Here is a 13,187-nt window from a genome sequence, read left to right as displayed (position 1 = left end):
CTGCCGGCGCTTGGTTGTTGTTCCTGCCGGGCGCTGAACGCCCGGCAGGAAAGCCTCGTCTCAGAGGCCGTTGTCCTTCAGGATCTGGGCGGCATTTTCCTTGGTGATCTTCTCCGTCGGCAGGGTGATGGTCTTTTCCACTTTCTCCCCGTTCAGGAACTTGATCGCCTGCCGCAGCCCTTCGGCGCCCGGCGTCACATAAGTGAACGTCGCCGTCAGCTCGCCATTGGCGACCAGCTGCACGCCTTCATTGGGCAGGCCGTCGATGCCGATGAACTTGATGTCCTTCTCACGTCCCACGTCCTTGGCGGCAAGATAGGCGCCATAGGCCATCGGATCATTGTGGCCGTAGACAAGATCGATTTTCTCGTTGTTGCGCAACGCCGTCGCCATGATGTTGTAGGCCTGGTCCTGCTTCCAGTCGCCCGACTGCTGGTCGAGCAGGTATTTTATGCCCGGCTCCTTGTCGGTGAATTCATGGAAGCCGTCATGGCGGTCGTGTGCCGGCTGGGTGCCCATGCCGCCCCAGATCTCGACGACGTTGCCGACGGCCTTGCCCTTGCCGCCAAGCAGCTCGACGGCATATTCACCGGCAGCTCGGCCGATCAGCTTGTTGTCGCCGCCGACGAACTGCGTGTAGTCGTTGGTTTCGACGTTGCGGTCGAGCACGAAGACCGGGATCTTGGCATCGATCGCCTGCTGCACGACACCGGTCAGGCCAGCGGATTCTTTCGGTGATACCAAGAGCGCATCGACCTCCTGACGGATAAGGTTTTCGACATCGGCGACCTGCTTCTCGGTCTTGTCCTCGCCGTCGGTGATGATCAGCTCGACTTCCGGATGCTTGGCCGCTTCGGCCAGGATGTCCTTGTTGAACTGGGCGCGCCAGGGTTCGATGGTCGTCACCTGCGAGAAGCCGATCTTCCACTTCTTGTCCTGCGCATGGGCGCCGCCGGCAAGCATGGCGGTCGTGGTCAGGAGTGCCGCTGTCAGCCCGGCGAGCTTCAACAATTCACGTCGTTTCATTTCTTGTTTCCTCCAATATTCAGAGACGCGGTCTCTTGCGACGGCCGCTTTGCCGCGGCCGTTTCCTTGTGCGCTTGCCCGCCGGGCAGTCGCAAATAGAAGAGAAGATCACCGGCATTGCGCTCCTGTACGAGCACGGTACCGATGATGATCATCCCCTTCAGCACCAGCTGAAGGTTCGAATTGATGTTGTGCAGCTGCAGGATGTTGGAGAGCAGCCCGAAGATCAGCACGCCGCAGAACGTCCCGGTGAGGCTGCCGCGTCCGCCCATCAGGCTGGTGCCGCCGATGACCACGGCGGCGATCGCGTCGAGCTCCAGCCCGGCGCCGGCATCAGGCTTGCCTTGCCGGTATTGCGCGACATAGAGCACCGCCGCGATGCCGGCCAGCAGCCCTGACACGGCATAGGTGGCAATCTTGACGCGGCCGGCGGCGATGCCCGACAGCCGCGCCGCCTCCTCATTGCCGCCGATCGCATAGACATAGCGGCCAAACGGCGTGAAGCGCAGCACGGCGCCGTAGATCAGGATAGCGCCGAGGAAGAACAGACCCGGCATCGGGATCACGCCGAACACCAGCGAGCGCAGCATTTCGAAATCGGCCGTGGCGTTCGAGCCGGTATAGACCGGCAGCACCGCATTGTTCTGGCCGGCGGTCAACCGGGCGATGCCGAGCGCCGTGACCATCATCGCCAGCGTGACGATGAAGGGCTGCAGCCGCCCGGCGACGATGATGAAGCCGTTGAGCGCACCGAACAGCAGGCCGACGCAAGGCGCCACCAGCAACACGCCGAGCACGCCGAATTTTGAGCCCACCTGCGGTAGCAGGAACCACAGCACCAGACTGCACAGGATCACCCCGACAATGCCGGGCGTCACCAGCCCGCGAACGCTGTCCAACCTGATTTCGTGCATGGCCTGCGCGCCGGCGCGGGATTTTTCGATGTTCAGCAGGATGAAACGAGTGACGAGAATGCCGAAGCAAAGGGCTGCCAGGGCAACTGTCGGCACCCCCAGCACCACCGCCGGCGTCACGCCGGGGACCGTCAGCAGCATGGCACAGACGACCGTGCAGATAGCCATCAGCGAGCCGACGGAAAGGTCGATACCGCCGGTGATGATCACCGCAGTCATGCCGGTGGCAATCAGCCCGGTGGTCGACACCTGGCGCAGCACATCGAGCAGGTTGCCGTAGGACAGGAAGATGTTGTTGCCCTTGGAGCTGATCGGCGAGCCGAGCACGCCGATCAGGAAGATGGCGATCAGGCCCCAATAGAGCTTCGTCCGGGACAGGATATGCAAAATGCTCATGCGGCAGGCCTCGTCATCGTCCGTCGCGGCGCCGCAAGCCGCATGATGGCCTCCTCGCTGGCTTGCGCGCGGGATAGGATTCCCGTCTGGCGGCCGTCGGCCATGACCAGGATACGGTCGGAAAGATGCAGCAGCTCCGGCAATTCCGAGCTGATGACGGCGATTGCCAGCCCGTCTCGCGCCAGCTTGAAGATGAGATCGTAGATTTCCCGCTTGGCACCGACATCGATGCCGCGTGTCGGCTCGTCAAGCAGCAGCACCCGCGGCCTCGTCGCTAGCCATTTGCCGATGACGACCTTCTGCTGGTTGCCGCCGGACAGCGTGCCGGCCGGCTGCTCGACGGTCTCGCAGCGAATGCCGAGCGCCTTGACGGCGTCCCGTGCCAGCCCTTGCTCACCGGCCAACGAGCGCACGCCGAACCGCGCCAGGGCGCCGACCAGCGGCAGCGCGACATTGTCGGTGATCGAGGCCTCGAGATGGAGGCCCTGCGTCTTGCGGTCTTCCGTGACCAGGGCGATGCCGAGCCGGCGCGCATCGCGCGGCGAACGGATTTCTACTGCCTCGCCATCGAGCCTGATCCCACCGCCGGCACGTCCGCCGCTGGACCCGAAGATGGTTTCCAGGATTTCGGTACGGCCCGAGCCCAGCAGCCCGCCGATACCGAGGATTTCTCCTGCGGCAAGATCGAAGCTGACGCCATCGAGCACGGTGCGCCAACCATTGCGATTGGGCTTCGACAGCGACAGCTCGCTTACGGACAGGACCGTGTTGCCACCGGGGATGCGGTGCTCCTGGGAGGAAGCAAGCAGGTTTCGCCCGACCATCGCCGAAATTATGGCGTCTTCGTCGAGCTTGTCCATCGCCCGCGTCAGGACGTGGCGTCCATCGCGAAACACGGTGACGCGGCTGGCCAGATGCATGACCTCGTCGATGCGGTGCGAAATGTAGACGATCGCCACGCCGCTGTCGGCGAGCTGGCGGATGATGCGGAACAGCCGCTGGCATTCGGCCGGCGAAAGCGCCGAGGTCGGCTCGTCCATGATCAGAATGCGCGCCGACATCGACAGCGCCTTGGCGATCTCGACCAGCTGCTGTTCGCCGACGCGCAAGGCACCGACGCGCGCATCCGGGTCGAGCTCGATGCCGAGCCTTTGCAAGAGCGCGCCGGCAGCGCGGCTGCTCGCCTTGCGGTCGACGATCAGCCCGGCGATCAGCTTCTCGCGGCCGAGAAAGATATTGTCGGCGACGCTAAGTTCGGGAACGAGGTTCAGCTCCTGGTGGATGATGGCGATGCCGGCGCGCTCGGCTTCGCGGACGCCGGCAAAGCGCACCGGATGGCCATCGATACTGACCGTTCCGTTATAGTCCGTATAGACGCCGGACAGGATCTTCATCAGCGTCGACTTGCCGGCGCCGTTCTCGCCCATCAGCGCATGGACCTCGCCGCGCCGCAGTTCGAAGCCGACATCGACAAGCGCGGCGATACCGCCGAAGGACTTGGAGATGTGCTCGGCGCTCAGCACGATCGCCGAGCCGTCCGCCACAACGCCTTGCGCAGGGATGGAATTGCCGTGCTGCATGATAAGGACGGCCTCCCTCCGTCGTCACCGAACACCTCAAACGCTAATCTAAACGTTTCGATCATGTCAAGGCAATATCTGGAGCCTGAGATTGTTCCATTTCAATTCTTGCTTAAAATCATAAGATTCCGTACGTATTGCTACCGTGGAGTGGTGAAACGTTTCGAAAATGACAGCGTCAGGACGAAAAAAGCAGCGCAAATTCACTGCCCCGACTATGCTTCATGTGGCCGAGGCCGCGCGTGTTTCCGTGGCCACCGTATCGGCGCTGATCAATGGCACCGCGACCGTCAGCCCCGAGCTCAGCCAGCGCATCGAACAGGCGATCCGCGACATCGGCTACAAGCGCAACGCCATTGCCCGCAGCCTGAAGATGGGCACCACACGCACCATCGGGCTCACCGTCCCACACATCACCAATCCGTTCTTTACCGACGTGGTTTCGGTCATCCAGCAGGCTTTCGACAGGGCCGGCTACGCCGTCATGCTGTGCTGCACCGACGAGCACCTGAACACGCAGGACGACCAGATCAGGCTGTTGCTCGACCGGATGGTCGACGGACTGATCGTCGCGCGTGTCGGTGACGGCGCGATCCTCAAACGGATTGTCGACGACGCCAATGTGCCGGTCGTGCTGCTCGACCGTGTTTGCCAGGGTGTCGACACCGATGCCGTCGTTCTCGACAATCAGCGCGCGGTGTTCGACGCCATCACTTACCTGATCGATCTCGGCCATCGGCGCATCGGCTACATCTCCGGCTCGTTCGATATCTCGCCGATGCATGACCGCATGGCGGGATACCGCGAGGCCCTCCAGGCCGCCGGCCTGCCGGCCGAGGCCGAACTCGTCCGCTTCGGCAACTTCCATGAAGTCGACGGCTACAACGCCACCATGCAGCTGCTTTCGCTGCACGACCGGCCGAGCGCCATCTTTTCGGCCAACAACCCGATGGTGATCGGCACCATGAAGGCCATTCGCGATATCGGCCTGTCCTGTCCGGAGGATATTTCGGTCGCCTGCTTCGACGACTTTCCGTGGTCGGATGTGTTCCGGCCGCAATTGACCACGGTCGCACAGCCGGTGCAGGCGATTGGCGAACAGGCGGCCAATCTGCTGCTCGACCGGCTCGCCGGAAACAGGGATGCGCCGCCGCGCAAGCTGACGCTCAAGGGACGCTTGATGATCCGCAATTCATGCCGTCCGCTAGGTGCAACTGCGCAGAGCGTCAGCGCGTAGCGCTTGGGCTCTGTTCAGAAACTTTGCAATGCCGGACGGACAGCGCTCCCTCTGTCCTGCCGATCCCGCGCCTTCGCAGCCACTACGGGCGTTCGTCTTTCGAAAACCGAGCAATTGAAAGACGCGGCGCCGATCGAGCCAAGTGGCCAACAATCAGCCAGCCGACAGTCAGGAAAATCTTGGCAATCGAAGCATGTCGGTTTAGGAATATGACGAGATGCGACTGATCGTTCACACGGGCGCCGGCTTGAGTCATGCGCGTGAAATCGATCCTAATCGGGCTGGGACTTGCTGGGATGGTCGCATTCTCCGGCTGCACCACCGGCGGAGCATTACAGACCTTTCCCCAGGCCTATGGCGGCCTCACCGACGCCGGTTTTCGCGTTCCGCCGGTTCCGATCTACAAGGTTGACCAAAAGTTCCATCGGCAGACAGTGCCTTATGCGACTGATGAGGCGCCGGGCACCATCATTGTCGATACAGGAGCGAAGTTCCTCTACTACGTGCTGGGAGACGGTCAGGCACTGCGCTACGGCATCGGCGTCGGCAAGGCGGGCTTCGAGTGGCATGGCACTGCTCACGTTGCGAGGAAGCGCGAATGGCCGGATTGGAGCGCGCCGTCTGCGATGATCGTGCGCGAGCAGAAGCGAGGCCGCATCATACCGGCCCATATGGAGGGCGGACTCATGAACCCGCTCGGGGCGCGGGCGCTCTATCTTTTTAACGAGAAAGGTGACACTGGATATCGCCTGCACGGTAGCCCTGAATGGTGGTCCATCGGCAAAGCTGTGTCGGCGGGCTGCATTCGCCTCATGAACCAGGACATCATCGATCTCTATGACCGCGCCACAATCGGCACCAAGGTGATCGTCATTTAGTGGACGCCGCGTTTCCCGCTAACGGACGAGCATGACGGATCGAAAAGCTCCGCGTAAAACGCGCGAAATGTTCGCTATGTCTTCGCACACCTGTTCGCGATGTTCCCTGCCTAAGGCCGGCCTTGCCCGCAACAGTGGCAAGTGGCGAACCAACTCTCAGGCAGCTTCCGACAGCGATTTGTGAGCGTCGGCCAGGATCTCGAACGAGCGCACCCGCGCCGCATGGTCGAAAATCTGCGCCGTGACCATCAACTCGTCGGCCCCTGTGCGGCGCACAAACGCCTCGATGCCTTGCCTGACCGTTTCCGGGGAGCCGACGACGGCGCAGGAAAGCGCTTGGCCGAGCATGGTCTTGGCCATTGGATCGAGGTCGCGCTCATATCCTTCGACCGGCGGCGGCAATCGGCCGGGCCGGCCGGTGCGCAGATTGACGAAGGCCTGCTGCAGCGAGGTGAACAACAACCGCGCCTGGGCATCGGAAGGAGCGGCGAAGACGTTGAGGCCGAGCATCACATAAGGCTCGTCGAGCTGCTCCGAAGGCTGGAAACGCGAGCGGTAGATCTCCAGTGCATGGTCGAGCTCGGCCGGCGCAAAATGCGAAGCGAAGGCGTAGGGCAGGCCGAGCATGGCGGCAAGCTGCGCGCCGTAGAGGCTGGAACCGAGAATCCAGATCGGCACCTTTTCGCCTTCGCCGGGCACCGCGCGGATGCGTTGGCCGTCTTCGGCCGGCTGCAAGTAACCCATCAGCTCGACGACGTCCTGCGGGAAATTGTCGGCGCCAGCGTCGAGGTTACGGCGCAGCGCCCGTGCTGTGGCCATGTCGGTGCCGGGCGCCCGCCCGAGGCCGAGATCGATGCGGCCAGGATGCAGAGCGTTAAGCGTACCGAACTGTTCGGCGATGACCAGCGGCGAATGATTGGGCAGCATGATGCCGCCGGCGCCGACGCGTATCGTATTGGTACCGCCGGCCACATGGGCAATGACCACCGAGGTGGCGGCGCTGGCGATGCCCGGCATATTGTGGTGCTCTGCCAGCCAATAGCGCCGGTAACCCAGCCGCTCGGCATGACGGGCGAGATCGAGCGAATTGGCGAGTGACTGTGAAGCGTTGCTGCCTTCGACGATCGGCGACAGGTCGAGAACGGAAAGAACGGTCATCGGCGCGGGTTTCCTGTGGGCCGAAGGGATGTAGGAAGCCGTTGCCGAGGCGGCAAATTCAAAATGTTGATGGAGCGCTGAGGGCACAACGGACGTGCGACCGATGCAAGGTCGTGATCTGCACCATCGGGGGGACGCTTTTGACCCTTTAAGCCGCTACTTGTTCACCTCGGAAATCTCTTCGTCCTCGATCGCTGCCGTGTGTTGCGCCGCCAGGAAATTGCCGACATGGCTGAGACCGTCGAAATGATCGCAGAACACCTTGATGACGACCAGCAGCGGCACCGCCAGCAGCGCGCCGACAAAACCCCATAGCCACGACCAGAAGGCGATGGCGATGAGGATCGCCACTGCGTTGATTTCGAGACGGCGGCCGACCACCGTCGGCGTCACGAACTGGCCTTCGACGATGTAGCATAGAACGACGAAGGCCGGCGCCAGCAGCGCGTAGGAAATCGTGTCGAAGCTTATCAGCGCAATGATCGTGACCAGCGTGATGGTGATTAACGCTCCGATATAGGGCAGGAAATTGAGCAGAGCCGCTGCCGCGCCCCAGACCTGCGCGTTTGGCACGCCGAGTGCCCACAGGCCGAGCCCGATGACCACGCCGAGACATGTATTGATGATCGTGACGGTAAGCAGATAGTGCGAGATTTCACGTTCGACGTCATAGACGACACGCAGTGCCCGCTTCTTTTCGCTGAGACTGGGGAAGGATTGGACGATCTTTTCATAGAACATCGTGCCGGAGGCGAGCAGGAACAGCGACAGGACGAAGACGATGGTGACGCTGGTGCCGGCCGACAGTACATTGCCGGCGGCCTGCGAGAGAATACCGGATGGCGCCATGGCCACCCTCTGAACGCCCGGCTCCTGGGATGTCTGCGTCAGTCCCTCTATCTGACGCGAAACCTCCACGATCCTTTCGAACGGACGGCGCAGTTGTGCCAGACGTTCGGTAAGCTGCTGGCCGATCGTCGAGGTGTTGTTGATGAGATCGATGACCGGGCCGCTGAGCAGATATCCCGCGACGGCGACGAGGCAGAACGAAAGCAGCACCAGCAGTGTCGCCGAAATGACATCGGGCATGCCATGCTTGCGCAGGAAGCGAACGATCGGCGTCAGCGTCAGCGCCAGCAGGAAAGCCAGAATGACCGGCATGAAGAAGGCGCGGGCGAAGTAAAGCGCGTAGATCGCCATGAGGATGAAGATGCCGACGAGCAGCGAACGCATCAGATGCGCATCCGCCCGCGCCTCGACGCGCGGATCCGGGCTTTCGGCAGCGCTTGCGCCCGAAGCGTCGGGTTCGGCTTTCATTCTGACCCTCGGCGGCACACCGCGATTGGTGCAGACCGTTGGCGAAAACGCCTCTGTCGCTTCAAGGTTCCGTTAGCCGGCGTCACCGGCCAGGCCGCCTCGCGGCCTTGCCGGTGAATCAGGTGACTGGGAATCAGGCAACCGGCGCCGCCACGGCGGGAACGGCCTTCGCAGTTTCCCGGCGCACGATCGGCGCCACTTTGGTTCCGTAGAGTTCGATGGCCTTCATCACCTTGGCGTGCGGCATGGTGCCGATCGCCATTTGCAGCAGGAAGCGGTCGTTGCCGAATATCCTGTGCTGGGCAAGGATCTTCTCGGCCACCTGTTCTGGATTGCCGACGAACAGCGCGCCGTTTGGGCCGCGCGATTGGTCGAAATGTGCCCGCGATGTCGGCCCCCAGCCGCGCTCGCGGCCGATGCGGTTCATCACCTCGGCCTGCGGCCCGTAAAAATCCTCGGCTGCCTGGTCCGTGCTGTCGGCAATGAAGCCGTGCACGTTGAGACTGGTGGCAAGGCTTGCCGGATCGTTGCCGGCGCGCCTGGCTGCATCCCTGTAGATGTCGAACAGCGGTGCGAACCGCGCCGGCTCGCCACCGATGATCGCCAGTGCCAGCGGCAACCCGAGCACGCCCGCGCGGGCGACGGATTGCGGTGTTCCACCGACGGCGATCCAGATCGGCAATTTGTCCTGCAAGGGCCGCGGGTAGACGCCGCGGTCGTTGATCGGCGCGCGCAGACTGCCCGACCAGGTCACCTTGACATGATCGCGGATGGCGAGCAGCAGGTCGAGCTTCTCGGCGAAGAGCTCGTCATAATCTTCGAGATTGTAGCCGAACAGCGGAAAGGACTCGATGAACGAGCCGCGCCCGGCCATGATCTCGGCACGGCCGCCGGACAGAAGATCGAGGGTGGCAAACTGCTGGAAGACGCGCACCGGATCGTCGGAGGACAGCACGGTGACAGCGCTGGTCAGCCTTATGCGCTTGGTCCGTTCGGCCGCCGCCGCCAGCGCCACCGCCGGAGCCGAGGCAGCATAGTCGGGACGGTGGTGCTCGCCGAGACCAAAGACGTCCAGCCCGACCTGGTCGGCGAGCTCGATCTCCTCGATCAAATTGCGCAACCGCTCATGCGCACCGATCGCACCGGGACCCGGTTCCGGGCTGACGTCGGCGAAGGTGTAGAGACCGAGTTCCATACTGTCATCTCAGCGTTTTGTCTTGGCGCTACACGTAGCGATCAGTCCGCCGCCCCGCCAGATGCCTGGATGGTGAACAGTGCGGGTGCCTTTCAGCCGAATTCAATCGAAATGGCGTCTCCCGGCTGCAACAGATCAGAATTTCATGGCTGGCATACCGTTTTGGCGCTTGAACTCTCGGTTTTCGCGCGTATGTAAGCGTCGCAAATTGACTTCAGGGAAGTGGACTTGGCTATCTATAGGGAAAAAGACGTTTTCGAGCGGCGCAATGCCGCAAACGAGGCAAAGAAGGCGCTTCTGGAGCGCTTCAAGGCAAAGCCGGCGCCAGATGATCCAGCGGTGCTGGCACGACAGGCCGAGCGCAAGGCAATCCTCGAGGCCCGCGCTATACGTGAGGCCGAAAAGGCCAGGCTGAAGCAGGAAAAGCTGGCGCGCGAAGCGGCCGAAGAGGCCGAGCGCGAGGCAGCTGCCGAAGCGGCACGCATCGCCGCGGAAGAAGCCGCACAGGCCGAAGCGAAGATCCGGGAAGCTGAAGAGAACGAGCGCATCGCCCGTTTTCTTGCCGACGAGGCCGAACGCAAGGCCAAGCGTGACGCACGCTATGCCGCGCGCAAGCAGCGCACCGGCAGGACGCCGCCCGGCTTCTCCGCGCGATAGCGCCTTCCGGCACTGATCAGCCGAATTCAAGAATCAGGGCCGCCTTGCAGCGGCCCCGAACGCGTTCGTCTGTCAGAATCGGCTAAGCCGCGAGCTTCAGTCCCATGATGCCGCAGACGATTAGCGCGATGCAGGCCAGCCTGATCGCCGTCGCTGGGTCGCCGAGCAGCCATATCCCCAACAGCGCCGTGCCGACGCCGGTCCACACCGCGTAAGCGGTGCCGACCGGCAACGCCTTCAGCACCAGGCCGAGCAAGGTCAGGCTGACGATCATCGAGGCTACCGTCAGGACGGTTGGCAGCGGCTTCGAGAATCCGTCGGTGTATTTGAGGCCGATCGCCCAGCCGATCTCGAACAGGGCCGGCGAGGAACAGGAAAACCGACGACATCGGAACGCTCCGTTTCGATGGCTTTCGGCCGATTTCTTGAAAAGCGCAAAAATTACCTTCGCCGCATCCAAGGGGATGCGCGTGAGCTTAATGAACAATCATACCGGCCGCGTTTGCGGCCGGTCGAAATAAGCCGAAACGGTAGCTGCGGCCCTACTTGTCCTTCAGCTTCATCGCCTTCACCGGCGGTGCCTTCAGGGCCGGCGCCGGAGCCGGTTTCTTCGCGTCCTTCTTCGGCTTGCGGGCCTCCTTGCCTGCCTTCATCGCACCCTTAGCCATGATTCGTTCCTCCAGTTGATATCTGGCGAAGTGAAACAAGAGAAAACGTTCGACTGCAAGAGGCCGCTGCCGTGCAGTCGCCTGGCCGATGGGCTGTCAACCGGTTTCTAATTCCCTCGTAAACCGCAGCGGTCCGTGCCATGGTCTTCTTCGCACTGCAGCATCAGCCCTCGCGTTTCGCCGGCTGATGATCAGGCAGGCCGGTCAGGACGACAATGCGGATCCACATCGGTTGCCAGATGAGCTTCGACTTCCCGCAGGAAACACCGCTGATCGCGATGCTAAACGTCCATTATTCGCGCGCGTCCGATCTTGAGCGGCCGGACTTCCTGACGTCGAACCCGCCGGTGCCGATCGAGAGCTACCGCGACAGTTTCGGCAATTGGTGCAACCGTCTCGTTGCGCCGGCCGGGCGCTTTGCGTTCGGCACCGACGCGGTCATCCGCGACGCCGGCTCCTTCGAGACGCGCGAGCTGACGGCATGGCAGCACGAGGTGCGCGATCTGCCGTCGGAGACGCTGCTGTTCCTGCTGCCCAGCCGTTATTGCGAGAGCGACGTGCTGTCGAATGAAGCGTGGCGGCTGTTCGGCAGCACCCCGCTCGGCATTCCGCGCGTCCAGGCGGTCTGCGACTTCGTCCATAACCACATCGTCTTCAACTATTTCAATGCACGGCCGACGCGCACCGCCGCCGAGGCCTATCGCGAGCAGAGTGGTGTATGCCGCGACTTTGCTCACCTCGCTGTTGCCTTCTGCCGCGCCCTGAACATTCCGACCCGCTACTGCACCGGCTATATCAGTGATATCGGCCTGCCAAAGCCGTGGTCGGACATGGATTTCGCCGCTTGGATGGAGGTCTATCTCGGCGGCCGCTGGCACGCGTTCGACCCGCGCAATAACGCGCCGCGCATCGGCCGCATCCTGATTGCCTCCGGACGCGATGCCGCCGATGTGCCGCTGACCCACATTTTTGGGCCGGGCGCGCTGGCTGGCTTCAAGGTCTGGACGGACGAGGTCGTCGAATAGCCCCGCGCCGCCCTTTTGAACAACCGACCTTGTGAACAACTGGGCACTTCGGGCGTTGTGGGGGACTGTGGAGCGTGGGCGGGCGCTCCGCCAATCTCGGTGCATCAACCAGGGCAGCACACCATGGCGGCGCATGGCGGGTCGAAAAAAGTGATCTATGCGGCGCTCGCCGGAAATCTTGCGATCGCAGTGACCAAATTTGCCGCTGCCTTGTTCACGGGCAGCTCGGCAATGCTCTCGGAAGGCGTCCACTCGCTCGTCGATACCGGCAATGGCAGCCTGCTGCTTTACGGCATGCACCGTGCCGCCCGGCCGGCCGACCGCACGCATCCGCTCGGCCATGGCCGCGAGCTGTACTTCTGGAGCTTCATCGTCGCGCTCCTCGTCTTTGCACTGGGTGCCGGCATATCGTTCTACGAAGGCGTGACGCACATCATGGCGCCGGAGCCGATCGCCAACGCCAAGGTGAACTACGCTGTCCTTGGCCTTTCCTTCCTCTTCGAAGGCACCTCTTGGCTGGTGGCGCTGAAGGAATTCCGCCACCAAAAAGGCAGCCACGGCTGGCTTGAGGCGGTGCAGCTCAGCAAGGATCCGAGTGTCTACACCGTACTCTTCGAGGACAGCGCGGCACTTCTCGGCCTCGTTGTCGCCTTCGCCGGGATATTGGCGGCGGAATTGCTGGACATGCCGAAGCTCGACGGCGCCGCGTCGATCGGCATCGCGCTGATCCTGGGCGCGACCGCGATCTTCCTGGCGCGAGAAAGCAAGAGCCTGCTGCTCGGCGAACCGGCCTCGCCCGAGGTGCAAACAGAGGTGCTGGCCATCATCCAGCAGGACCCGGCGGTGCAACGGGCAAATGGCGTGCTGACGCTGCATATGGGTCCGCAGGAGATCGTCGCCGCTTTGAGCATCGAGTTCGAGGATCATTTGTCGGCGCCGGAGATAGAGACCTGTGTCGAGCGCCTCGAGACGCGGCTGAAGGCGGAGATGCCGGAGGTGACGCGGCTGTTCGTCAAGCCGCAGACCACCGGCACCTGGGAACGCCGGAGCAAGGCCTTGGCGGGGGCATCCGGACAAGAACCGGCCTAAGGAAAATGGCTTGAGGAAATCGATGCGCCATCGGGCAGTCCCGGCTA

At 62.7% G+C, this 13,187-nt stretch carries 12 protein-coding genes and 1 pseudogene; 5 read left to right on the top strand and 8 right to left on the bottom strand.

Translation table 11 applies throughout. The features are described from left to right. Positions 1-60: 60 nt before the first annotated feature. From NKH33_RS13775 to NKH33_RS13765, 3 genes are read right to left on the bottom strand one after another with little or no spacing between them, the layout of a single operon-like run. Positions 61-1,026: a substrate-binding domain-containing protein gene (locus tag NKH33_RS13775; protein WP_352615043.1), complete on the bottom strand. Its 966-nt coding sequence runs from the start codon at positions 1,024-1,026 to the stop codon at positions 61-63. Next, entirely contained in the window at positions 1,023-2,336 is a 1,314-nt protein-coding gene (locus NKH33_RS13770) for an ABC transporter permease (RefSeq protein WP_352919975.1), read from the bottom strand. Before NKH33_RS13770 ends, NKH33_RS13775 begins: the two co-directional genes overlap by 4 nt. After that, the gene (locus NKH33_RS13765; protein ID WP_352919972.1) at positions 2,333-3,916 is read right to left on the bottom strand and encodes a sugar ABC transporter ATP-binding protein; all 1,584 of its coding nucleotides are present in this window, start codon (positions 3,914-3,916) and stop codon (positions 2,333-2,335) included. The genes NKH33_RS13770 and NKH33_RS13765 overlap by 4 nt, the downstream gene beginning before the upstream one ends. Positions 3,917-4,133: 217 nt before the next feature. On the opposite strand from NKH33_RS13765, the gene NKH33_RS13760 reads away from it, so the two are divergent. Both NKH33_RS13760 and NKH33_RS13755 read left to right on the top strand, forming a co-directional pair. After that, positions 4,134-5,153, top strand: coding sequence for a LacI family DNA-binding transcriptional regulator (locus tag NKH33_RS13760; RefSeq protein WP_352449454.1), 1,020 nt, complete (start codon positions 4,134-4,136; stop codon positions 5,151-5,153). Between the two features lie 254 nt (positions 5,154-5,407). Beyond that, the gene (locus tag NKH33_RS13755; protein WP_352472366.1) at positions 5,408-6,031 is read left to right on the top strand and encodes a L,D-transpeptidase; all 624 of its coding nucleotides are present in this window, start codon (positions 5,408-5,410) and stop codon (positions 6,029-6,031) included. A gap of 156 nt (positions 6,032-6,187) precedes the next feature. Here the strand turns inward: NKH33_RS13755 and NKH33_RS13750 are convergent, their stop codons facing one another. The 3 genes from NKH33_RS13750 to NKH33_RS13740 form a co-directional block, all read right to left on the bottom strand. Beyond that, on the bottom strand, positions 6,188-7,189 hold the full coding sequence (locus NKH33_RS13750; protein ID WP_352919969.1) for an LLM class flavin-dependent oxidoreductase: 1,002 nt from the start codon (positions 7,187-7,189) through the stop codon (positions 6,188-6,190). Positions 7,190-7,345: 156 nt separating this feature from the next. Next, positions 7,346-8,506: an AI-2E family transporter gene (locus NKH33_RS13745; protein ID WP_352472364.1), complete on the bottom strand. Its 1,161-nt coding sequence runs from the start codon at positions 8,504-8,506 to the stop codon at positions 7,346-7,348. A 133-nt stretch (positions 8,507-8,639) separates the two neighbouring features. Then, positions 8,640-9,701, bottom strand: a complete 1,062-nt coding sequence (locus NKH33_RS13740) for an LLM class flavin-dependent oxidoreductase (RefSeq protein ID WP_352919966.1) — start codon at positions 9,699-9,701, stop codon at positions 8,640-8,642. 228 nt (positions 9,702-9,929) lie between these two features. Between NKH33_RS13740 and NKH33_RS13735 the strand changes: the two genes are divergently transcribed. Then, positions 9,930-10,358 (top strand): DUF6481 family protein, encoded by a 429-nt coding sequence (locus NKH33_RS13735; RefSeq protein ID WP_352919963.1) that lies wholly within the window; start codon positions 9,930-9,932, stop codon positions 10,356-10,358. Positions 10,359-10,440: 82 nt separating this feature from the next. Here NKH33_RS13735 and NKH33_RS13730 read toward each other — a convergent pair. After that, positions 10,441-10,747, bottom strand: a pseudogene (locus NKH33_RS13730) (DMT family transporter). A 153-nt stretch (positions 10,748-10,900) separates the two neighbouring features. Further along, positions 10,901-11,026 (bottom strand): hypothetical protein, encoded by a 126-nt coding sequence (locus NKH33_RS13725; protein WP_013528464.1) that lies wholly within the window; start codon positions 11,024-11,026, stop codon positions 10,901-10,903. A 215-nt stretch (positions 11,027-11,241) separates the two neighbouring features. On the opposite strand from NKH33_RS13725, the gene NKH33_RS13720 reads away from it, so the two are divergent. Both NKH33_RS13720 and NKH33_RS13715 read left to right on the top strand, forming a co-directional pair. Next, the gene (locus NKH33_RS13720; protein WP_352919960.1) at positions 11,242-12,051 is read left to right on the top strand and encodes a transglutaminase-like domain-containing protein; all 810 of its coding nucleotides are present in this window, start codon (positions 11,242-11,244) and stop codon (positions 12,049-12,051) included. Positions 12,052-12,174: 123 nt separating this feature from the next. After that, positions 12,175-13,140: a cation diffusion facilitator family transporter gene (locus NKH33_RS13715; RefSeq protein ID WP_352919957.1), complete on the top strand. Its 966-nt coding sequence runs from the start codon at positions 12,175-12,177 to the stop codon at positions 13,138-13,140. The last annotated feature ends 47 nt before the right edge of the window (positions 13,141-13,187 follow it).

Origin of the sequence: Mesorhizobium sp. M1182, assembly GCF_040318335.1 — a bacterium.
In the GTDB taxonomy this organism is placed as follows: Bacteria; Pseudomonadota; Alphaproteobacteria; order Rhizobiales; family Rhizobiaceae; genus Mesorhizobium.
This window is presented reverse-complemented; position numbering and strand designations above follow the sequence as displayed.

Excerpts from the sequence above, each read along its gene's own strand:
- NKH33_RS13775 (WP_352615043.1), bottom strand. The coding sequence starts at position 1,026 with ATGAAACGACGTGAATTGTTGAAGCTCGCCGGGCTGACAGCGGCACTC.
- NKH33_RS13770 (WP_352919975.1), bottom strand. The coding sequence starts at position 2,336 with ATGAGCATTTTGCATATCCTGTCCCGGACGAAGCTCTATTGGGGCCTG.
- NKH33_RS13765 (WP_352919972.1), bottom strand. The coding sequence starts at position 3,916 with ATGCAGCACGGCAATTCCATCCCTGCGCAAGGCGTTGTGGCGGACGGC.
- NKH33_RS13760 (WP_352449454.1), top strand. The coding sequence starts at position 4,134 with ATGCTTCATGTGGCCGAGGCCGCGCGTGTTTCCGTGGCCACCGTATCG.
- NKH33_RS13755 (WP_352472366.1), top strand. The coding sequence starts at position 5,408 with ATGCGCGTGAAATCGATCCTAATCGGGCTGGGACTTGCTGGGATGGTC.
- NKH33_RS13750 (WP_352919969.1), bottom strand. The coding sequence starts at position 7,189 with ATGACCGTTCTTTCCGTTCTCGACCTGTCGCCGATCGTCGAAGGCAGC.
- NKH33_RS13745 (WP_352472364.1), bottom strand. The coding sequence starts at position 8,506 with ATGAAAGCCGAACCCGACGCTTCGGGCGCAAGCGCTGCCGAAAGCCCG.
- NKH33_RS13740 (WP_352919966.1), bottom strand. The coding sequence starts at position 9,701 with ATGGAACTCGGTCTCTACACCTTCGCCGACGTCAGCCCGGAACCGGGT.
- NKH33_RS13725 (WP_013528464.1), bottom strand. The coding sequence starts at position 11,026 with ATGGCTAAGGGTGCGATGAAGGCAGGCAAGGAGGCCCGCAAGCCGAAG.
- NKH33_RS13720 (WP_352919960.1), top strand. The coding sequence starts at position 11,242 with ATGCGGATCCACATCGGTTGCCAGATGAGCTTCGACTTCCCGCAGGAA.
- NKH33_RS13715 (WP_352919957.1), top strand. The coding sequence starts at position 12,175 with ATGGCGGCGCATGGCGGGTCGAAAAAAGTGATCTATGCGGCGCTCGCC.